16 protein-coding genes and 1 riboswitch are annotated in these 20,133 nt (G+C 72.9%); of the genes, 6 read left to right on the forward strand and 10 right to left on the reverse strand.

The window, feature by feature from the left end; genetic code table 11:
• Nucleotides 1–15 precede the first annotated feature (15 nt).
• Nucleotides 16–1,356: a peptidoglycan DD-metalloendopeptidase family protein gene (locus tag ACIP64_RS34950; RefSeq protein ID WP_401595009.1), complete on the forward strand. Its 1,341-nt coding sequence runs from the start codon at nucleotides 16–18 to the stop codon at nucleotides 1,354–1,356.
• Nucleotides 1,357–1,421: 65 nt separating this feature from the next.
• On the opposite strand, the gene pcrA is transcribed toward ACIP64_RS34950, so the two are convergent.
• Nucleotides 1,422–3,857 (reverse strand): DNA helicase PcrA, encoded by a 2,436-nt coding sequence (pcrA, locus tag ACIP64_RS34955; protein ID WP_401595012.1) that lies wholly within the window; start codon nucleotides 3,855–3,857, stop codon nucleotides 1,422–1,424.
• Nucleotides 3,858–4,130: 273 nt separating this feature from the next.
• A riboswitch (cyclic di-AMP (ydaO/yuaA leader) is annotated at nucleotides 4,131–4,294 on the forward strand.
• 7 nt (nucleotides 4,295–4,301) lie between these two features.
• On the opposite strand from pcrA, the gene ACIP64_RS34960 reads away from it, so the two are divergent.
• Entirely contained in the window at nucleotides 4,302–5,438 is a 1,137-nt protein-coding gene (locus ACIP64_RS34960) for an NlpC/P60 family protein (RefSeq protein WP_401595014.1), read from the forward strand.
• 26 nt (nucleotides 5,439–5,464) lie between these two features.
• Here the strand turns inward: ACIP64_RS34960 and ACIP64_RS34965 are convergent, their stop codons facing one another.
• Entirely contained in the window at nucleotides 5,465–5,818 is a 354-nt protein-coding gene (locus tag ACIP64_RS34965; protein WP_401595017.1) for a hypothetical protein, read from the reverse strand.
• A 340-nt stretch (nucleotides 5,819–6,158) separates the two neighbouring features.
• Between ACIP64_RS34965 and ACIP64_RS34970 the strand changes: the two genes are divergently transcribed.
• Complete coding sequence (locus ACIP64_RS34970) at nucleotides 6,159–7,232, forward strand: NlpC/P60 family protein (protein WP_401595020.1); 1,074 nt, start codon at nucleotides 6,159–6,161, stop codon at nucleotides 7,230–7,232.
• Between the two features lie 22 nt (nucleotides 7,233–7,254).
• Here the strand turns inward: ACIP64_RS34970 and ACIP64_RS34975 are convergent, their stop codons facing one another.
• Together ACIP64_RS34975 and ACIP64_RS34980 are read right to left on the reverse strand one after the other, a co-directional pair.
• Entirely contained in the window at nucleotides 7,255–7,926 is a 672-nt protein-coding gene (locus ACIP64_RS34975) for a LuxR C-terminal-related transcriptional regulator (protein ID WP_401595023.1), read from the reverse strand.
• Entirely contained in the window at nucleotides 7,923–9,230 is a 1,308-nt protein-coding gene (locus ACIP64_RS34980; protein ID WP_401595026.1) for a PspC domain-containing protein, read from the reverse strand. Before ACIP64_RS34980 ends, ACIP64_RS34975 begins: the two co-directional genes overlap by 4 nt.
• A gap of 109 nt (nucleotides 9,231–9,339) precedes the next feature.
• Between ACIP64_RS34980 and ACIP64_RS34985 the strand changes: the two genes are divergently transcribed.
• Together ACIP64_RS34985 and ACIP64_RS34990 are read left to right on the forward strand one after the other, a co-directional pair.
• On the forward strand, nucleotides 9,340–10,623 hold the full coding sequence (locus ACIP64_RS34985; RefSeq protein ID WP_401595028.1) for a PspC domain-containing protein: 1,284 nt from the start codon (nucleotides 9,340–9,342) through the stop codon (nucleotides 10,621–10,623).
• Nucleotides 10,620–10,880: a hypothetical protein gene (locus tag ACIP64_RS34990; RefSeq protein WP_401595031.1), complete on the forward strand. Its 261-nt coding sequence runs from the start codon at nucleotides 10,620–10,622 to the stop codon at nucleotides 10,878–10,880. The genes ACIP64_RS34985 and ACIP64_RS34990 overlap by 4 nt, the downstream gene beginning before the upstream one ends.
• Nucleotides 10,881–10,946: 66 nt before the next feature.
• Here the strand turns inward: ACIP64_RS34990 and ACIP64_RS34995 are convergent, their stop codons facing one another.
• From ACIP64_RS34995 to guaA, 3 genes are all read right to left on the reverse strand, one after another.
• On the reverse strand, nucleotides 10,947–11,465 hold the full coding sequence (locus ACIP64_RS34995; protein ID WP_401595034.1) for a DoxX family protein: 519 nt from the start codon (nucleotides 11,463–11,465) through the stop codon (nucleotides 10,947–10,949).
• Nucleotides 11,466–11,588: 123 nt separating this feature from the next.
• Nucleotides 11,589–12,380, reverse strand: a complete 792-nt coding sequence (locus ACIP64_RS35000) for a class II aldolase/adducin family protein (RefSeq protein ID WP_401595036.1) — start codon at nucleotides 12,378–12,380, stop codon at nucleotides 11,589–11,591.
• Nucleotides 12,381–12,468: 88 nt separating this feature from the next.
• Entirely contained in the window at nucleotides 12,469–14,052 is a 1,584-nt protein-coding gene (guaA, locus tag ACIP64_RS35005; protein ID WP_401595039.1) for a glutamine-hydrolyzing GMP synthase, read from the reverse strand.
• A 270-nt stretch (nucleotides 14,053–14,322) separates the two neighbouring features.
• Between guaA and ACIP64_RS35010 the strand changes: the two genes are divergently transcribed.
• Entirely contained in the window at nucleotides 14,323–14,610 is a 288-nt protein-coding gene (locus tag ACIP64_RS35010) for a chorismate mutase (RefSeq protein WP_401595042.1), read from the forward strand.
• Between the two features lie 475 nt (nucleotides 14,611–15,085).
• On the opposite strand, the gene ACIP64_RS35015 is transcribed toward ACIP64_RS35010, so the two are convergent.
• The 3 genes from ACIP64_RS35015 to ACIP64_RS35025 all read right to left on the reverse strand — a co-directional run bounded on the left by ACIP64_RS35015 (nucleotide 15,086) and on the right by ACIP64_RS35025 (nucleotide 20,113).
• The gene (locus tag ACIP64_RS35015) at nucleotides 15,086–16,915 is read right to left on the reverse strand and encodes a GMC oxidoreductase (RefSeq protein ID WP_401595044.1); all 1,830 of its coding nucleotides are present in this window, start codon (nucleotides 16,913–16,915) and stop codon (nucleotides 15,086–15,088) included.
• 14 nt (nucleotides 16,916–16,929) lie between these two features.
• Nucleotides 16,930–18,549 carry a succinic semialdehyde dehydrogenase gene (locus ACIP64_RS35020; RefSeq protein WP_401595047.1) on the reverse strand — a complete coding sequence of 540 codons (1,620 nt, stop codon included), beginning with the start codon at nucleotides 18,547–18,549 and terminating at the stop codon, nucleotides 16,930–16,932.
• Nucleotides 18,550–18,673: 124 nt separating this feature from the next.
• Nucleotides 18,674–20,113 carry a serine/threonine-protein kinase gene (locus ACIP64_RS35025; RefSeq protein ID WP_401595050.1) on the reverse strand — a complete coding sequence of 480 codons (1,440 nt, stop codon included), beginning with the start codon at nucleotides 20,111–20,113 and terminating at the stop codon, nucleotides 18,674–18,676.
• Between the last annotated feature and the right edge of the window lie 20 nt (nucleotides 20,114–20,133).

Raw genomic sequence — 20,133 nt, forward strand, 5'->3', positions numbered from 1 at the left:
GGCGAAAGAGAAGCGGTGAACACTCGTCACCCGTCGGGGTACGCCCCCGAGTACAACGCCTACGGGCACGAGGGCTATTCCGGCGCCTCGTACCAGTCCGCAGGCGCTGTCCACGCGGATGACGACCCGCTCTTCGGCACGTGCCAGGGCTACCCCGCGTACGACACCGGCACGCAGGCCACCGGTTCGTGGGGCACCACCGCGACCGCCTACTGGCAGCAGCCCCAGGACGCCGCCACCGGGTACGGCGACCCCGCCGCGGCGGCCACGGGCACCTGGTACACGCAGCCCGCGGCCGGGACGTACGACTACACGGGCGCGACGACGGCGTACGAGCACGCCCCGGTGTACGAGTACCACGAACCGGAGCCCGCCCTCCCGCACGAGCCGGCCCCGCACGAGCCCGTCGAGCCCCGCGCCTATGTGCCGCACGCCCGCGAGCCGGAGGAGTACGACTCCGCGCACGGCGCCGCCGCCGAGGAGTGGGCCGACGACGAGGGCGGCTACGCCTTCGACGAGCACGACGCCGCCCACGACCTGCACGGCGAGGACCCGCACGGCGACGAGCCGGAGGACGGCGCCGACGACGCGGGCCCGGACGGCGCGCCCGCCCTTCCCCGCCCGCGCGCCGGCAGCCGCCGGCGCCGCCCCGCCCGGCGTTCGGCGCTGCTGACCGTCGCCGTCCCCTCGGTCGCCGTCATGGGCGTCGCGGCCTGCGCCGCCGCCGTGACCGTCAACACCGAGGAGGGCGACACCACCACGACGCAGGCGGACGGCGTGGTCGACGCCGCCAAGACCCCCACGACCAAGCTCGACCAGCAGCTGGCCGGGGTGAACCGGGACGTCGACGATTTCGCCTCCCGTGCCAGCCGCACCCAGGAGCGCCTGGACATCAAGGAGCGCCAGGCCGCGGAGCGGAAGAAGAAGGCGGAGGAGGCGGCCCGCAAGGAGGCGCTGCGCCCGAAGTTCCTGCTCCCGGTGAGCGAGCACGGTCTGAGCGCCTACTTCGGCCAGGCGGGCGTGAACTGGATGTCGGTCCACACGGGCATCGACTTCCCGGTCAGTTACGGCACCCCCGTGATGGCCGCGACCGACGGCACCGTCCGCACGCAGTGGAACAGCGCCTACGGCAACATGGCCATAGTGACGGCGCCGGACGGCACGGAGACCTGGTACTGCCATCTGAGCAGCACCAAGATCCGCTGGGGCAGCGTCAAGGCCGGCGAGGTCATCGCCTATTCCGGCAATTCAGGCAACTCCACCGGCCCGCACCTGCACTTCGAGGTACGGCCCGCGGGCGGCTCGGCGATCGACCCGCTGCCGTGGCTGCTCAAGCACGGCCTCGACCCGCGCTGAGCCACCGGCCCCGGGGCGGCCCGTGCGGCTCCCTCACCGGAAGCCGCCACGCGACGCGCGTCCCGTCAGAGCTTCTCCACCGGCGCGTAGCGCAGCAGCAGCACCTTCGGCCGCTCGTCGCCGAAGTCGATGGTGGCCTTGGCCTTCTCACCGCTGCCGTCGACCGAGACGACCGTGCCCAGCCCGAACGTGTCGTGGTTGACCCGGTCCCCGACCGCCAGGGCGACGACCGGCCGGTCCTGGGTGCGGCGGGTGGCGAAGCCGGAGGGACCGCTCCTGGACGAGGACCGCGACAGCACCGAGGCCGCCGCCGACACCGAGGCGGACGGCGCCGGTGAGGACCCCGTACGCCGCCACTCGATGAGCGACTCGGGGATCTCCTCAAGGAAGCGGGAGGGCGGGTTGTACGACGGCTGGCCCCACGCGCTGCGCATGCTCGCCCGCGTGACGTACAGCCGCTGCCGCGCCCGGGTGATGCCGACGTAGGCGAGGCGGCGCTCCTCCTCCAGTTCCTTGGTCTGGCCGAGCGCGCGCATGTGCGGGAAGACCCCGTCCTCCATGCCGGTCAGGAAGACCACCGGGAACTCCAGGCCCTTGGCGGTGTGGAGGGTCATCAGCGTTATGACGCCGCCGCCCTCCTCGTCGTCCGGGATCTGGTCGGAGTCGGCGACCAGTGCGACGCGTTCCAGGAACTCGGCGAGCGTTCCGGGCTCCTCCTCGGTGCGCTCCTGCTCGAACTCCAGGGCCACCGCCGCGAGTTCCTGGAGGTTCTCGACGCGGGTCTCGTCCTGCGGGTCGGTGGAGGCCTGGAGTTCGGCCAGGTAGCCCGTGCGCTCCAGCACCGCCTCCAGGACGGTGGCGGGGCCGGCGCCGGACTCCACGATCGTGCGCAGTTCCTCCAGCAGTTCGTTGAAGCGCTTGACGGCGTTGACCGAGCGGGCGGCCATGCCGAAGGCCTCGTCGACGCGGCGCAGCGCCGCGGGGAAGGAGATCCGCTCGCGTGAGGACAGGGCGTCGATCATGGCCTCGGCGCGCTCGCCGATGCCGCGCTTGGGCACATTGAGGATGCGGCGCAGCGGGACGGTGTCCTCGGGGTTGGCGAGCACGCGCAGGTAGGCCAGGACGTCCCGGACCTCCTTGCGCTCGTAGAAGCGGACTCCGCCGACGACCTTGTACGGCAGGCCGACGCGGATGAAGACCTCTTCGAAGACACGGGACTGCGCGTTGGTGCGGTAGAAGACCGCGACCTCGCCGGGACGGGCGTCGCCGGCGTCGGTGAGCCGGTCGATCTCGTCGGCGATGAACTGCGCCTCGTCGTGCTCCTGGTCGGCGACGTAGCCGGTGATGACCGGGCCCTGGCCGGCCTCCGTCCACAGGTTCTTCGGGCGGCGGGAGGCGTTGCGCTCGATGACGGCGTTGGCGGCGGTCAGGATGTTCTGGGTGGAGCGGTAGTTCTGCTCCAGCAGGATCGTGCGCGCCTGCGGGTAGTCCTCCTCGAACTGGAGGATGTTGCGGATGGTGGCGCCGCGGAAGGCGTAGATGCTCTGGTCGGCGTCACCGACCACGCACAGCTCCGCCGGCCCTTCGCCGCCCTCCTCCGCGTCCCCGGTGCCGACGAGTTCGCGCACCAGGGTGTACTGGGCGTGGTTGGTGTCCTGGTACTCGTCGACCAGGACGTGCCGGAAGCGGCGCCGGTAGTGCTCGGCGACGTCCGGGAAGGCCTGGAGCAGGTTGACCGTGGTCATGATGATGTCGTCGAAGTCGAGGGCGTTGGCCTCGCGCAGCCGCGACTGGTAGATCGCGTAGGCCTCGGCGAGCTTCTTCTCGAAGGGGTTCTCGGCCTGGCCGGCGAAGGTCTCCTCGTCGATGAGCTCGTTCTTGAGGTTGGAGACCTTGGCGCTGAAGGACTTCGGCGGGAACTGCTTGGGGTCCAGGTCCAGGTCGCGGCAGACCAGGGCCATCAGGCGCTTGGAGTCGGCCGCGTCGTAGATGGAGAAGCTGGAGGTGAAGCCGAGCTTCTTGGACTCCCGGCGCAGGATGCGGACGCAGGCGCTGTGGAAGGTGGAGACCCACATCACGTTGGCGCGCGGGCCGACGAGTTGCTCGACGCGCTCCTTCATCTCGCCGGCGGCCTTGTTGGTGAAGGTGATCGCCAGGATCTGGCCGGGGTGCACCTGGCGGGCGCCCAGCAGGTGGGCGATGCGGTGGGTGAGCACCCGGGTCTTGCCGGAGCCGGCGCCCGCGACGATGAGCAGGGGGGAGCCGGTGTGCTCGACGGCGGCGCGCTGCTGCTCGTTGAGCCCGTCCAGCAGGGCGGCGGGGTCGACGGCGGGGCGCGGCGCGCCGTCCCGGTAGTACGCGTCCCGGTCGGCGGGCGCGTCGAAGCGTCCCTCGAAGAGGTCGTGCGGAACCGCCTCGGCCTCCTCCTCGGGGGGCGGCGGCGGGTGCTCCTCCCTCGGTTCGAAGCCGGCCAGGAAGCTGTCGTCAAAGAGGCTGCTCATCGCCTCCCGAGTCTAGGCGGTGGGACCGACAGCGGTGCACCGCTTCCGGATGCCGGTCGTCCGCGGGACGCACACCGCGGTGCCGCCGGGCGCCGCCGGGCCGCCGCCGGAACCCGTCCCGGCCCCGTCCGGGGAGCCGGACAACGGCACGGCTGCGTAAAGGTCACGAAATGATTGCGGACAATTCGAACACCAGCCTTCCCAGGAGCCACCCCAGTTGACTAGCGTGCCCCCTCAGGCGGTCCGCACCGAACGGCGGCGACCGAGCCGTCACGGCCGCCTCCGCTGAGTCCGGCAACCGCCGGAGCCGGGGACCCACCACTTTGGGGTGAATCGGTCCGTACGGGCGCACCGCACACGTGCCCGGACGACCGTAGGGCGGCCTTCCGAAGCCCGAACCCGACAGCTAACCCGGTAGGCGGTCCACGGAAGGAGCCGTCCGCCTTGGCGACGCACCGCAAGCCGCGCCCCCGCATGCTCACCGTTCCCGGCCCGCGCACGGCCGTGGGGCTGACGACCGCCGCACTGGCGACCGTCACCCTCTTCGGAGAAAGCGCCAGCGCGGCGCCCGCCTCCCCCGACAAACCCTCCATCACCGAGGTCAAGGCCAAGGTCGACGCCCTCTACCACCAGGCCGAGGCGGCCACCGAGCGCTACAACGGCGCCAAGGAGCAGACCGACAGGCAGCGGACGCACGCGGACGAACTGCTCGACCAGGTCGCCCGCAGGACGCAGACGCTCAACGACGCCCGCCGCACGATCGGCGAGTACGCCTCGGCGCAGTACCGCGGCGGCGGCCTGGACAGCACGACGACCTTCCTGCTCACCTCCGACCCGCAGCAGTTCCTGGACCAGGCGCACCTGATGAACCGCCTGTCCGACCGCCAGGAACACGCGATGGAGGACTTCCGCACGCAGCAGGCGGCGACCACGCAGAAGCGCACGGAGGCCGTCCAGAGTCTGGCGAAGCTCACCGAGGCGCAGACGCGGCTGGCCGCGGAGAAGAGGACGGTCAAGCAGAAGCTCGCCGCCGCTCAGCAACTGCTCAACACCCTGACCGCCCAGGAGAAGGCGCGGCTGGCCGCCCTGGAGAAGAAGAAGCAGGAGGAGGCCGCGGCCGCGGCCAAGTTGATCGCCGCGAAGGAGAAGGCGGCGCAGGAGGCGGCCGGGACGTCCTCGGACACGTCGTCCGCCGGCGGCACCACGACCTCGACGGCCTCGGGCAGCTACGCCGCCAAGGCCGAGAAGGCGATCGCCTTCGCCCACGCCCAGCTCGGCAAGCCGTACGTGTACGGCGCCACGGGCCCCAACTCCTTTGACTGCTCGGGCCTGACCCAGGGCGCCTGGGCCGCCGCGGGCGTCTCCATCCCCCGCACCACCTACGACCAGGTCGACTTCGGCACCCGCGTCACCGCGGACCAGCTGCAACCCGGCGACCTGGTCTTCTTCTACTCGGACGTGACCCACGTCGGCCTCTACATCGGCGGCGGCGAAATGATCCACGCGCCTCACACGGGCACTGTGGTGAAGGTCGCCCCCATCACCGAGATGCCGATCTACGGCTACGCCCGGATGGCCTGAGTCCCCCCGCCTCCCCGCGAAGGGGCTCAGGTCCAGAGCACCGCGATGAAGATGTCGGCGGTGGTCAGCGCACCCACGGTGCCGAAGGCCGCCGCCGACACCTTCTCCTCGTCGCGCTTGACGTAGACCAGGCCGAGGACCACCACCAGCACGGCGGGCTTCAGGCCGATCTTGGCGTTGTTCACCGGGTGGTCGTCGGCCTGGTTCAGGCCGACCGGCAGGGCGCCGGTCACCAGCATGGTGAGCGCCCCGTGCAGCATGCCCGGCACGAAGCGCGCCTCGCCGCGGCCCATGGCCTTCGTCCGGGTGAGGAAGCCGCCGAGCAGGGCGGCGATGCCGATGATGTGCAGGCCGACGACGAAGTCGATGGTTGCGTCCATGGCTCAGGACCCCAGCCAGGCCCGTATCAGCACCCGGCACCGAGGTGGGTCCCTTCCGGCACATCGGTCACGGCTGGACCGCAAGCGACCAGGTCACCCGTCGAACAGCGGTCATCGGCCGACAGGTAACGGCCGAATCGGACCAGTCCCGCACAGTGCCCCGCTGCCCGGCGACGCACAGGTTTAGCGTCCTGCCCCAGGTGGCCGATCCCCACTGCCGGCGGGACTCGCCGTCGGCATCGGCCACCCCCGCCGAAGGTCCGGCGGCGGCGCGGCTCCCCGTCCGTCCGCCGCCGGGCCGCGGGCAGCAGGCCCGGCAGCCCGGAAGGAGTGACGGCGCGTGGCGTCGCACAGAAAGCCCAAGGAGCGCACCCTCACCGGCTCCACCGCGCGCACGGCCGCCACCCTCGCCATCGCGGGAGCGGCCTCGGTGACGATGTTCGGTGAGACCGGGCACGCCGACCCCCGGCTGACCACCTCCGAGGCCAAGGCCCGCGTGGACCGGCTCTACGAGGAGGCCGAGCAGGCCACCGAGCGGTACAACGGGGCGAAGGAGAAGGCCGACACGGTCCAGCACCGGATCGACGACCTCCAAGGCGAACTCGCCCGCAGGACCGAGCGGCTCAACCGCACCCGCGACGGCCTCGGGTCGATCGCCACCGCCCAGTACCGCTCCGGCGGCGTCGACCCGGCGATGCAGCTCGCGCTCGCCTCCTCGCCGGACCAGTACCTCGAACGGGCCGGGCTGCTGGACCGCATGAGCAGCCGCCAGAACGCCGCGCTGCACGCCCTCGGCGCCCAGAAGCGCGAGATCGAGCAGCTGCGCACCGAGGCGGGCACCGAACTCACCGAGCTGCGCCGGTCCCGCGCCGAACTCGCCCGCCACAAGCGCACCGTGCAGGAGCGCCTGGCCTCCGCGCAGCGGCTGCTGGACGGGCTGACCGCGGGCCAGCGCGCCGCCGTCCTGGCGGACGGGGGCCAGGGCACGGCCCGCTCCGGCGACCGGGCCGGCCGCGCGGTGTCCGCGGGCTCACGCGCGGCCCTGGCGCCCGCGGCGGCCCCCAACGCCCGGGCCGCGCGGGCCGTGTCCTTCGCGTACGACTCCCTCGGCCTGCCCTACGTCTGGGGCGCCACCGGCCCGTCCTCGTACGACTGCTCGGGCTTCACGCAGGCCGCCTGGCGGGCGGCCGGGGTGGAGCTGCCGCGCACGACCTACACCCAGATCAACGCGGGCAGCCGCGTCTCCCGCGCCGAACTGGAGCCGGGGGACCTGGTCTTCTTCTACTCGGGGATCAGCCACGTCGGCCTCTACATCGGCAACGGCATGATGATCCACGCCCCGCGCACCGGCGACGTGGTGAAGATCGCCCCAGTCGACCAGATGCCCTTCGCGGGGGCCACCCGCCCCGTGTGACGCCGCCTTGCCCGGCCGGCCCTCAGACCAGCCGGCGGGCGGTGGCCCAGCGGGTGAGTTCGTGGCGGTTGGAGAGCTGGAGCTTGCGCAGCACCGCCGAGACGTGCGACTCGACCGTCTTGACGGAGATGTAGAGCTGCTTGGCCACTTCCTTGTAGGCGTAGCCGCGGGCGATCAGCCGCAGGACCTCGCGCTCGCGCTGGGTGAGCCGGTCCAGGTCCTCGTCGACCGGCGGGGCGTCGGTGGAGGCGAAGGCGTCCAGGACGAAGCCGGCCAGCCGCGGGGAGAAGACCGCGTCGCCGTCGGCGACCCGGAAGACCGAGTTGACCAGGTCGGGACCGGTGATGGTCTTGGTGACATAGCCGCGGGCGCCGCCGCGGATCACGCCGATGACGTCCTCGGCGGCGTCGGAGACCGACAACGCCAGGAACCGCACCGGGTGTTCGGCGGCCGCGCTCAGTCCCGCGCAGCGCTTGAGCACCTCGACCCCGCCGCCGCCCGGCAGGTGGACGTCGAGCAGGACGACGTCGGGCCGCGTCGCGGTGATGACCGCGACGGCCTGGTCGACGTCGGCGGCCTCGCCGACCACGTCGACGCCGGTCCGCTCGGTCTCGCCGATCTCCGCCTGGACCCCGGTGCGGAACATCCGGTGGTCGTCGACGAGGACGACCCTCACACGCCGTTCGGTGCTCATGACGGCCTCCCTGCTCCCGAGTCCTGCTGCCGCTCCATCTCCAGCTCCACTTCCGTCCCCCCGCCCGGCGCGGGGCGCAGCCGCGCCTCGCCGCCATTGCGCCGCATCCGGCCGATGATGGACTCCCGTACGCCCATCCTGTCCGACGGTACGTCGTCCAGGTCGAAGCCGGGGCCGCGGTCGCGCACGGACACGAAGACCCTGTCCCCCTCGACCTCTGCGTACACCTGCACCGGCTCGTCGCCACCGTACTTGGCGGCGTTGACCATGGCCTCGCGGGCCGCCTGCATCTGCGCGACCAGCCGCTCGTCCAGCGGGCAGTCGCCGACGCACACCACCTCGACCTGGACGCCGTGCGCGTCCTCCACCTCCGCCGCCGCGCGGCGCACCGCCTCGGCCACCGTGGCCGGCTCGTCCTCGCGGCCGTTGCCCTCGGGGCGGTAGAGCCAGGCGCGCAGTTCGCGTTCCTGCGCGCGGGCAAGCCGGGCCACCTCGCGCGGGTCGTCGGCGTGCCGCTGGATCAGGGTCAGGGTGTGCAGGACGGAGTCGTGGACGTGCGCGGCGACCTCGGCGCGCTCCTGGGCCCGGATGCGCGCGAGGCGCTCGGCCGACAGGTCCTGCGTCATACGCACCAGGTAGGGGCCGGCGATGAGCGCGACGCCGACGAGCACGGCGAGCGCGGCCTGCAGGATGGTGCCGAGGTGGCTGACCGAGCCCTGCACGACCAGGAAGCCGGTCACACCGACGCCCACCAGGATCACCCCGGCCGCGCCGCGTGCGACGGGCAGCAGCCGCTTGCCGCGGCTGAGTTCGGCCCAGCGGGCACGGCGCGCGTTGTCCGCCTGCCGCCACACCAGCGCGACGCCGAGGCCGATCAGCAGCAGCGGCCAGACATAGGCGTTGGCGGCCCCGAGGTCGAGGTTGTCCAGCAGGATGCCCAGGCCCGCGGCGAGCGCGAGCAGCGCGACGATCTGGCCGCGGTCGGGCCGGCGCCCGGCGAGCCAGGACCGGGCGTCACGCGGCTCCTTGGCCTCCACGACCCCGCCGACACCGAGCGGCACGACGAACCAGAAGACCGCGTACAGCAGGATGCCGAGGCCCTGGATGGTGGCCAGCACGACGAAGACGACCCGCACCCACGCCACCGGCAGCCCGAGGTGCCCGGCCAGACCGCGGGCCACGCCGCCGATCATGCGGCCCTCGGAGCTGCGGTAGAGCTTGCGGACCGGCGCCTCGGCCGGATCCGGCGGGGCGAAGTACGACGCCCCGGTGGACGGGGGTGTCTGCGGGCCGGCGGGTGACATGCCCCGATCGTCACACGTTTCGCGGGCGGTGGGTATCAGGGTTGGCCCCCATGCGCGGTCAGGGTCGTTCCGGATACCGGCGGGGCCGGCGGGCCGCCACCATGGAGCCATGACGGAGCAGTACACGCAAGGTGCGCCCGAGGCGGCCCCGCAGCGGCGCAGGCTCACCCGCAGCCGCCGGCGGAAGGTGATCGCGGGCGTCTGCGAGGGGGCGGGGCGGTACTTCGACATCGACCCGGTGGTCTTCCGGATCGTGCTCGGTGTGCTCGCGCTCACCGGCGGTCTCGGGCTGGTGGCGTACGGCCTGGGCTGGCTGCTGATCCCGGCCGAGGGGGCCGGGGAGAACGACGGGCCCGCCGAGAGCGAGGCGCACCGGCTGCTGTCCGGCCGGGTGGAGGGCCCCGCGCTGACCGCCGTGCTGATGGCGCTGGTGGGGTGCGGGCTGTTCCTGTCGCTGCTCGGCAGCGGGGGCAACCTCGCGTTCTCGCTGGGGCTGGTGGCGGCGTTCGCCGGCGCCGTGTACTGGTCGCAGCACCGGGAGCGGACGGCCCAGGCGCCGGTGCCGGGCACCGCTCCGCCGCCCACCCAGCCGCCGCCCGCCCCGGCCACGGCGGCGTGGTGGAAGGACGCCCCGCCCTACGACGCGACGTCCGCGACGTCCGCCGCGGGCGGCGGGGGCGGCGGGGGCTACCTGTGGGGCCCGGACGACGGGCCGGCCGACGACGAGCGCGACCGCCGCGAGTGGCGGCGGCGCCGGCAGGCGGTCCGCCGCGAGGGGGCCTGGCTGGGCGTGCCGGTGTTCTTCCTGGCGGTGGCGGCGGCCACGGCCTGCGTCGCGGGCACCTGGAACTCCCAGCCGCTCGGCACCGCCCTGCAGATCGGGTTCGCCGCGGCGCTCGCCGTCTTCGGCCTGGGCTTCGCGGTGAGCGCGTGGTGGGGGCGGCTCGGCGGCGGCACGGTCTTCATGGTCGTGCTGGCGGCGGCCCTGCTGGTCGGTGCCTCGGTGCTGCCGAAGTCCGTCGGTCACGAGTGGGAGCGCCGCACCTGGCAGCCGGCCGCGGTCGCCTCCGTGCAGAAGTCCTACGAACTGGGCGCGGGAAAGGCGACGCTGGACCTGTCGCGCCTGAAGCCCGGGGGGCGCACGGTCGCGACCCGCGTCCACGTCGGCGCGGGGCAGCTCGTCGTCCAGGCACCGGGGGACGTCACCCTGGCGCTGCATGTGCGCGTGGGCCTCGGCGACGTCCAGCTGCCGGGCGACGCGCAGGAGGACGTGGACGTGCAGCCCGGGGTGGACAAGACCGTCAGACTGCAGCCGGTGGACGGGAAGAAGTCCGCCGGAACGCTGGAACTGGAGGTCGACATGGGCGTCGGACAGGTGCAGGTGACCCGGTGAAGCGGCACGGCTTCCGTTTCTCGGCCCTGTTCACCGCGCTGGTGCTGCTGGCGCTGGCCGCGGTGTTCCTGCTGGACGCCGTCGGCAGGCTCTCGCTGCCACCGCAGGTGGCCGTGCCCATGACCTCCGCGGGCCTCGGGCTGGCGGCACTCGGCGCGTTCATCGCGCGCTCCGCCCGCGCGCGGCGCGGCGGGCCGCCCTCGGAGCCCCCGGAGCCCGTGGACGCCCCGGCCCGCCACCACGGCGCCCGCCGGTAGCGGGACGCGGGGGCCGGCGAGGGGTGGTGTGCCCCTCGCCGGCCCCCGCGCGGCGGTCCGCCCGGGTCAGCCGAGGTACCGGCGCCCGCGCCGCCTGCGGCGGGCGATGGCCGCGTCCGCCGACAACTGCGGCGCCCCGGCGAGCACCAGCGGCAGCCAGGCCATCAGGTAGATGAGGTCGTTGCCGTAGTAGTACGGCTGGGTGGCCCAGCTGACGGTGAGCCACAGGCTCAGCGAGATGAGCGCGCCGCCCAGCGCGGCGATCCGGCTGAACAGCCCGATCAGGGTGCCGACACCCACCGCGATCTCACCGAAGGCGATGGCGTACCCGAAGCCGTGCGGGCTCTTGAGCGCCAGGTCGATCATCGCGGGGATGGCGGCGCTGCCGCGCACCCCGTTGAGCGTGCCGACCAGGGAGCCCGGTGCGGAGTCGGTGAAGAAGGTGTCCGACAGCAGTTTGTCGAATCCGGCGTAGACGAAGGTCACGCCGAGGAAGATGCGCAGGGGAAGCAGCGCGTAGCGCCGGGCGGTGTCCCGCCAGGGCCCCTGTGAGGGGTCCGTCCCCGAGTCCGGTGTTCCACTCATGCCCGATATACCCGTCACACTCATGACGTCCGCCCTCTCGCGTCCGCACCCGGTCCGATGCCCCCTCCCGGATCGGTTCTCCGGGAGCGCCATAGGCGGATACGTATGCCAACCGTCCACGGTTCAATCAAAAAGCTCGGAATCCTGGCGAACTATGCGCTCATATGTCGGCTGATAGTTGATCCATGCGACCAGATCATGGCCCAGTTGCTCACGGGTGGCCACCGCGTCGTCGTGGCCGATCTGCACCGGGGTGCCCGCCGCCTTGGCGCTGAGCTGGACCTCGCAGGCCTTCTCCATGGTCATGAACCACCACGCCGCGGCGTCCACCGTCTCGCCGACCGTCAGCAGCCCGTGATTGCGCAGGATCACCGCCTTGTGCCCGCCGAGGACCACGGCGACGCGCCGCGCCTCGGCGTCGTCGACGACGACCCCGGTGTAGGAGTCGTACACCGCGTGGTCCTCGTAGAAGGCGCACGCCTCCTGGCTGATCGGCTCCAGCCGCTCGCCGAGCGCCGCGAGCGCCCGGCCGTACGTGGAGTGGCTGTGCACGACGGCCACCGCGTCGGGTCGGGCCAGGTGCACATGGGCGTGGAGGGTGAAGGCGGCCTGGTTCACGTGGTGGCGGCCCTCGACCACCGCGCCCTGCTGATTGACCAGGATCAGCTCGCCGACACCGACGTGCGCGAAGGGCACCCCGAAGGGATTGACCCAGTAGTGGTCGGCCAACTCCGGGTCGCGGACCGTGATGTGGCCCGACACGCCCTCCTCGAACCCCATCCGGCCGAACGCCCGCAGCGCCGCCGCCAGGCGCTCCTTGCGGTGCCGCCGCTCCGCGGCCGGGTCCTCGAAGGTCGGCGGCAGGGCGAAGTGCAGTTCGCCGGGGGGCACGGGCTGGGGCGCGGTGTCGGTCATGGCGCGGAAGTTACCCCGAGGTACCGGAGATGAACAGGGGCGATACGAGGTTTCCCCCGTACCGCCCCAAGCCGGCCCCACTAGGGGCTCACTCCCACTCGATGGTGCCCGGGGGCTTGCTGGTGACGTCCAGCACGACGCGGTTGACGTCCGCCACCTCGTTGGTGATGCGGGTGGAGATGCGGGCCAGCACCTCGTAGGGCAGCCGCGACCAGTCCGCGGTCATGGCGTCCTCGCTGGAGACCGGGCGCAGCACGATCGGGTGACCGTAGGTGCGGCCGTCGCCCTGGACGCCGACCGAGCGGACGTCGGCGAGCAGCACCACCGGGCACTGCCAGATGTCACGGTCCAGGCCCGCCGCGGTGAGCTCCTCGCGGGCGATGGCGTCGGCGTCGCGCAGCAGGTCCAAGCGCTCCTTGGTGACCTCGCCGACGATGCGGATGCCCAGGCCCGGGCCCGGGAAGGGCTGGCGCTGGACGATCTCCTCGGGCAGGCCGAGCTCCTGGCCGACCATGCGGACCTCGTCCTTGAAGAGCTTGCGCAGCGGCTCGACGAGCTGGAACTGCAGGTCCTCGGGGAGGCCGCCCACATTGTGGTGGGACTTGATGTTGGCGGTGCCGGTGCCGCCGCCGGACTCCACCACGTCCGGGTAGAGGGTGCCCTGGACCAGGAACTCCACCGACTCGCCGTGCGCGCCCGCCTCGGCGACGATCTCGCTCGCGGCCTGCTCGAAGACCCGGATGAACTCCCGGCCGATGATCTTGCGCTTCTCCTCGGGGTCGGAGACCCCGGCGAGCGCGGTGAGGAAGCGCTCCTCGGCGTCGACGACCTTCAGCTGCACACCGGTGGCCGCCACGAAGTCCTTCTCGACCTGCTCGGACTCGCCCTTGCGCATCAGGCCGTGGTCCACGTAGACGCAGGTCAGCTTCTCCCCGATGGCCTTGTTGACCAGGGCCGCGGCGACCGCGGAGTCCACACCGCCGGACAGGCCGCAGATCGCGCGCTTGTCGCCGACCTGGGCGCGGATCGCGGCGACCTGCTCCTCGACCACGTTGTGCGTGGTCCAGTTCGGCGCGATGCCCGCGCCCCGGTAGAGGAAGTGCTCCAGGACCAGCTGGCCGTGCTCGGAGTGCAGCACCTCGGGGTGGTACTGGACGCCGTAGAGCTTCTTCTCGTCGTTCTCGAAGGCGGCCACGGGCACCAGGTCGGTGGCCGCGGTGACCGCGAAGCCCTCGGGGGCGGCGGTGCAGGTGTCGCCGTGCGACATCCACACCGAGTGCTCGGCCGGGGTGCCCTCGAAGAGCGTCGAGCCGGTCTTGCCGACGTGCAGCGGCGTGCGCCCGTACTCCCGGGCACCGGTGTTGTCCACGGTGCCGCCGAGGGTGATCGCCATCAGCTGGAAGCCGTAGCACATGCCGAAGACCGGGACGCCGGCCTCGAAGAGGGCCCCGTCCAGCCGCGGGGCGTGCTCGGCGTAGACCGAGGACGGTCCGCCGGACAGGATGATCGCGGCGGGCCGCTTGGCCAGCATCTCCTGGACGGGCATGGTGCTCGGCACGATCTCGCTGTAGACCCGGGCCTCACGCACACGACGGGCGATGAGCTGGGCGTACTGCGCCCCGAAGTCAACGACGAGAACGGTGTCGGGGGCGGCTGGGGTCGCTGATGCCACGGTGGGCCTTCCGGCGGGTCGAACGTGGGGTCCCTGCCGATTCTACCGGGGCCCGCGGCTTTACTTCCCCGCCCCGAGGAGTCAGACTGACCGCCATGTTCAGCAGCACGCATACCTATGGCACCGGCTGGTCCGGCTGCCATGGTCGTGCTGTCTGATCGCGGAAACGCATTCCAGACGTCACCAGGCGCCCCGGGCCACACGGCCCGGGGCGTCTGGCGTATGCCTCCCCGGGCGGGCCAGGGGCCCCGACCAACCGAGGAGAGACCCATGAGCGGCACGGCAGCACCCACCGAGCAGGACCGCACTCCGGACGCCGAGACCGTGATCGCCGGCGGGCAGCAGCGCATCGACGACCTCGACGCACGGATCGTCGCGCTGATCCGAGAACGGATGACCGTCTCGGCCGGGATCCAGCGGGCCAGGATCGCGTCCGGCGGCCGCCGGGTGCACCTGGCCCGCGAGATGGAGGTCCTCGCCCGCTTCCGCGGTGAGCTGGGCAGGCCCGGCACCACCCTGGCGATGACCCTGCTGGAGCTGTGCCGCGGCCGCGTCTGACGCGGGCGGGTGAGCAGCCCCCGGGACGGGCCGAGTGACCCGTTCGGGGGGCATCACCCGTACGGCACGTGACCGCCTCCGGGTGCCTTCGTTGAATCCGGTGTCCGTGCCAGCCAGGCGCGGTCACCTTGGGCCAGGGGTAGCAGGGACAGCAGGAACAACAAGACGTCGAAAAGCAGGACACCGCGCGTGGACACCGCTCAGACGCAGCTGGGCGGGGTGGCACCGGAACGATGAGGCGCGCCCGCGTCTAGTGGAAGCACCGCGGGCTCGCCGTGGGACCTCGTTCCGGTGGAATGTGACCGGACGGCAGGGGACAGCAGCCCGGTCACGACTCAAAAGTGGCGGTCGGCTCCGGGGACGCCGGGGGCCGGCCGCTCTGCGAGGAACACACTACTCATTTCGCGGCACTTGGGCAGACATCCGGCCCACGATCGAGTGAGTCGCCGTCCGCCGCCCCGCAACGACGGGGCCGTCAGGACGTGGGCGGGACCTGCCGCACTGGCGGCACCGGCGGGACCGGGAGCAGCGGCAGGCGCAGGGCGCCGAAGGCGTCCCCCGGGACGACCGGCTGCTTCGGCTCGACCGGCACGACCCGGCGGTAGGGCTCGCCCTGGGCCGGACGCGGGTCGGCATCACCCTTGTTGGGCCACAGAGACATCGCCCGTTCCGCCTGCGCGGTGATGGTCAGCGACGGGTTGACGCCGAGGTTCGCCGACACCGCGGCACCGTCGACCACATGGATGCCCGGGTGCCCGAACAGCCGGTGGTACGGGTCGATGACGCCGTGCTCCGCGTCCTCGCCGATCGCGCAGCCGCCCAGGAAGTGCGCGGTGAGCGGCGTGCCCATCAACTCGCCGACGTTGCTGCCCGCGAAGCCGTTGATCTCCTCGGCCAGCAGCCGGGCCGCCTCGGCGCCCTCGGGGATGAAGTCCGGGTTGGGCGCGCCGTGGCCCTGGCGGGCGGTGAGCAGGCCCTTCCCCAGTCCCTTGGGCTTGCGGTACGTGGTCAGCGAGTTGTCCAGGGACTGCATGACCAGGCCGATGATGGTGCGCTCGGACCAGCGGCGGTTGGACAGCGAGCGCATCAGCAGCACCGGGTGGCGGGCGCAGTGCGCGAGGTAGGCCAGGCCGCGCGGCAGTCTCGTGCCGTGCGGGACCTGGAGGATGGACAGGCCGCCCATCGAGTTGGAGCCCTTGCCGTAGCGGACCGGCTCGATGTGGGTGCTGTCGTTCGGGTGGATCGAGGACGTGATGGCCACGCCCCGGGTGAAGTCGACCCGCTGCTGGCCGGTCCGCTTCCGGTAGCGGCGGCTGTCGGTCTGCGCGCCCACCAGGGCCTCGGAGTTGGTGCGGGTCAGCTCGCCGAGCCGGGCCGAGACACCGGGCAGCCGGCCCGCGTCGCGCATGCGGTGCAGCAGCGTCTGCGTGCCGTAGGTGCCGGCCGCGACGACCACGTACCGCGCGCGCAGCACGCGGGGGGCGGCCTTGCGGCGGTCGGTGGGGACGACGGAGACGTCGTAGCCGCCCCCGGGGTTCTCCGCCAGCGCCGTGACCGTGGTCATGGGGTGGATCACCGCACCCGCCTTCTCGGCGAGGTGCAGGTAGTTCTCGTTGAGGGTGTTCTTGGCGCCGTGCCGGCAGCCGGTCATGCACTCCCCGCACTCGGTGCAGGCCCGCCGGGACGGTCCGGCGCCGCCGAAGTAGGGGTCCGGCACCTCGCCGCCGGGCGCTGCCTCGGCGCCGCCGCCGGCCCCCTCCTCGACTGCGTCCTTGCCGTCGCCGAAGAACACGCCGACCGGGGCCATGTGGAAGGAGTCGCCGACGCCCATCCGCTCGGCGGCGGCCTTGAGGTGGATGTCGGAGGGGGTCATGGTCGGGTTGAGGCGCACGCCCAGCATCCGCTGCGCCTGGTCGTAGTAGGGGGCGAGCTCTTCGCGCCAGTCGGTGATCCGGCCCCACTGGCGGTCCTCGAAGAACGCCTTCGGCGGCACGTACAAGGTGTTGGCGTAGTTGAGCGAGCCGCCGCCGACCCCGGCGCCCGCCAGGATCATGACGTTGTCGAGCAGGTGGATGCGCTGGATGCCGTACAGCCCGAGGGACGGCGCCCACAGGTAGTCCTTGAGGTGCCAGGAGTTCTTCGGCAGGCTCTCGCGGGTCCAGCGGCGGCCCGCCTCCATGACGCCGACCGCGTAGCCCTTCTCGGTCAGGCGCAGCGCGGAGACGGCCCCGCCGAAGCCGGACCCGATCACGATCACGTCGTAGTCCCGGCCGTCGTCCCGGCCGTCGTCCTGGCTCTGCGTCATCGGCCCGTCCCCCATCAGCGGAGCCTCAGCGCCTTCATCGCGCGGAGGCTGCGGCTCATGAACGCCGCGTACTTCTCGTCGTCCATGCCCATCGACGGGGCCATCGGCAGCAGCCGCTGCGTGGCCACGGTCTGCGCCTCGGTGTACTTCAGGATGCCCTCGGAGCCGTGCCGGCGGCCGAGGCCGGAGTCCTTCATGCCGCCCATCGGGGAGCGCACGCTGCCGTAGGCGGCCGAGTAGCCCTCGTTGACGTTGACGGTGCCGCTGCGCAGGCGGGCGGCGACCCGGGCGCCGCGGCGGGCGTCCTTGGTCCAGACGCTGGAGTTGAGGCCGTAGGGCGTGGCGTTGGCGCGCGCGACGGCCTCGTCCTCGTCGGTGAAGCGGTAGACGGAGACGACCGGCCCGAAGGTCTCCTCGGTGCAGACCGCCATCGGCGCCTCCACCCCGTCCAGGACCGTGGGCTCGAAGAAGAACGGGCCGACGTCGGGCCGGGGCCGGCCTCCGGTGAGGACGGTCGCGCCCTTGGCGACGGCCTCCTCCACGTGCCGGGTGACGGTCTCCAGCTGGCGTTCGCCGGCCAGCGAGCCCATCCCGGCGCCGTAGGCGAGGGCCGTGCCGAGCCTCAGGGCCCTGGTGCGGGCGGTGAAGCGCTCCAGGAAGGCGTCGGCGACCGACGCGTGCACGAAGAGGCGCTCGATGGAGATGCACAGCTGCCCCGCGGAGGAGAAGCAGGCGCGGACCGCGCCCTCGGCCGCCTTGTCCAGGTCGGCGTCCTCCAGGACGAGCAGCGCGTTCTTGCCGCCCAGTTCGAGGGAGACGCCGACCAGGCGGGCGGCGGCGCGCGTCGCGACGTCGCGGCCGGTGCGGGTCGAGCCGGTGAACGACACGTAGTCGGCGTGCTCGACCACGGCCGGGCCGACGACCGGGCCCTCGCCGATCACGATCTGCCACACGTCGGCCGGCAGCCCGGCCTCGATCAGCTGCTCGCGCGCCCACAGGGCGGTCAGCGCGGTCTCCGTGTCGGGCTTCATGACCACGGCGTTGCCCGCGACGAAGGCGGGCAGCGCGTCGCCGATCGAGAGCTCCAGCGGATAGTTCCAGGGGGCGATCTGCCCGACCACGCCCCGCGGGTGGCGCAGTTCGGTGACCTTGGTCAGCACCGGGATCGCGCCCGTGTGCCGCTTGGCCCGCAGGTACGACGGGGCCTTCAGGCCGTAGTGGCGGGCGGCGACCGCGACGGCCTGCACCTCCTCGTGCGCGTGCAGCCGGGTCTTGCCGGTCTCCAGCTGGATGAGGTCCAGCACCTCGGCCTGCCGGCGCAGCACGAGGTCGTGGAACCGCAGCAGGACCGCCGCGCGGCGGCGGACCGAGGTGGCCGCCCACGCCCGCTGGGCCTCCCGGGCCCGGTCGTACGCCGCCGCCACGTCCTGCGGCGTCGACTCGGGAAGCTCCGCCAGCGTCTCGCCGGTCAGCGGCGTGTGGTTCGCGGTACGGCCGCTGCCGCCCACGCCCCGCGTGAGCCGTGCGACCAGGTCGGGGGTGACCACGTCAGCGGCCGTCCTGCTGCCGGAGGGGGCGACCGGATTGCCGTCGCCGGCCGGACCGGCGGGACCACTTGGGGGGAAGTCCGTCATGGCGGGAGAGTACGGCGGGACGACACCGCGTGCATACCCGTCAGTAGCTACTTTTCACAATTACGCCAGCAAAAGCTGGCAAGAACGCCTCAGGTGTCCCTGCGGGGGCTCCGGGACGCGTGGTTCAGGCCCCCGATCCGGTCCGCCAGGTCTGCAGCGCGACCTGGAAACGGGCGAGGGAGGCGGGCCAGTCGGCCGCCGGGGCGCCCATGTAGATCGCGTACTCGGTGCCGTCCGGGGCGCGGTACGCCTGGTCGACGGCGCGGCGCGGCCCGGGGTTCTCGTTCCCCGCGGTCCACGTGAATTCCCACAGCGCGCCGTCGCCCCCGCGGAAGGTGTTCTGGTGCAGCCGCACACGGCTGTAGCGGGGCAGCGCGCGCACGTCCTGTTCGAGCCCGAGCAGGTGCATGTACGGGTTGGGCTCCGCCGGTTGCCGCTCGATCCCGATGCGCAGGCGGTGCGCACCGTTGTCGGGCGTGTAGTCGATCTGGTCGCCGTCCAACTGCCGCTTCCAGCCGCGCGGTACGGCCACGCTGAACCCGGCCGGGTCGTGGACCCGCTCGTATCCGGCGGGGACCCCGGCCGTGGAAGCGGCCGCCGAACCGCCGTTGCCGCCGTGGCCGTGGTCGCGCAGCACAGTGACGAGGACCGCGGCGCCCGCGACCAGGGCGACCGCGACCGACACGGCGAGCGCGGCGCGGACGCGCCGCGGCCGGGGGCGTTCCTGGCGGGGCCCGCCCGCGGCGACGACCGACAGGGCGGCGGCGAGCCGGTCCGCGGGCGTCCGCGCGGCCGGCTCCTTCCGCAGCAGGCCCGCGATCACCGGCCCCAGCGGTCCGGCGCCGGCGCCCTCGGGCGGCTCCTCGTACACCACCGCCTGGAGCGTGCCGATCGCCGAGGTGCGGCGGAAGGGCGAGCGCCCCTCGACCGCGGCGTAGAGCGTGGCGCCCAGCGACCACAGGTCGGACTCGGGTCCCGGGCGGTCGCCGCGGGCCCGTTCGGGGGCCAGGTAGTCGACGGAGCCGACGAGTTCGCCGGTGCGTGTGATGGCCGCGTCGCCCTCGACGACGGCGATGCCGAAGTCCGACAGCAGCACGCGGCCGTCGCGGGCGAGCAGCACGTTGGCCGGTTTGACGTCGCGGTGCAGGACGCCCGCGGCGTGCGCGGCGCGCAGCGCGTCCAGGACCGCGGCGCCGACCCGGGCGGCCTCGCGCGGGGCGAGCGGGCCGTCCGCGCGGATCGCCTCCTCCAGGGAGCGGCCGTCGACGAGCTCCATGACGATCCACGGGCGGCCGTCCTGCTCGACGACGTCATGGACGGTGACCACCCCCGGGTGGCTGATCCGGGCCGCCGCGCGGGCCTCGTGCTGCATGCGGGTCTGGAGCAGCGCCCGGTCCTCCTCGGCGAGATGGGCGCCGAGGGTCAGCTCCTTGACCGCGACGGTGCGCCGCAGCACGACGTCCTGGGCCTCCCACACCCGGCCCATGCCGCCGCTGCCGATCAGGTCGCCCAGCCGGTACCGTCCGGCCAGCACGCTGCCGCTGCCGCTCGCGCTTCCGATCATTCCTCTGCCCCCACGGCCTG

Source organism: Streptomyces sp. NPDC088733, assembly GCF_044751185.1.
Lineage (GTDB): Bacteria > Actinomycetota > Actinomycetes > Streptomycetales > Streptomycetaceae > Actinacidiphila.

Excerpts from the sequence above, each read along its gene's own strand:
- pcrA (WP_401595012.1), bottom strand. The coding sequence starts at position 3,857 with ATGAGCAGCCTCTTTGACGACAGCTTCCTGGCCGGCTTCGAACCGAGG.
- ACIP64_RS34965 (WP_401595017.1), bottom strand. The coding sequence starts at position 5,818 with ATGGACGCAACCATCGACTTCGTCGTCGGCCTGCACATCATCGGCATC.
- ACIP64_RS34975 (WP_401595023.1), bottom strand. The coding sequence starts at position 7,926 with ATGAGCACCGAACGGCGTGTGAGGGTCGTCCTCGTCGACGACCACCGG.
- ACIP64_RS34980 (WP_401595026.1), bottom strand. The coding sequence starts at position 9,230 with ATGTCACCCGCCGGCCCGCAGACACCCCCGTCCACCGGGGCGTCGTAC.
- ACIP64_RS34985 (WP_401595028.1), top strand. The coding sequence starts at position 9,340 with ATGACGGAGCAGTACACGCAAGGTGCGCCCGAGGCGGCCCCGCAGCGG.
- ACIP64_RS34995 (WP_401595034.1), bottom strand. The coding sequence starts at position 11,465 with ATGAGTGGAACACCGGACTCGGGGACGGACCCCTCACAGGGGCCCTGG.
- ACIP64_RS35000 (WP_401595036.1), bottom strand. The coding sequence starts at position 12,380 with ATGACCGACACCGCGCCCCAGCCCGTGCCCCCCGGCGAACTGCACTTC.
- ACIP64_RS35010 (WP_401595042.1), top strand. The coding sequence starts at position 14,323 with ATGAGCGGCACGGCAGCACCCACCGAGCAGGACCGCACTCCGGACGCC.
- ACIP64_RS35015 (WP_401595044.1), bottom strand. The coding sequence starts at position 16,915 with ATGACGCAGAGCCAGGACGACGGCCGGGACGACGGCCGGGACTACGAC.
- ACIP64_RS35020 (WP_401595047.1), bottom strand. The coding sequence starts at position 18,549 with ATGACGGACTTCCCCCCAAGTGGTCCCGCCGGTCCGGCCGGCGACGGC.
- ACIP64_RS35025 (WP_401595050.1), bottom strand. The coding sequence starts at position 20,113 with ATGATCGGAAGCGCGAGCGGCAGCGGCAGCGTGCTGGCCGGACGGTAC.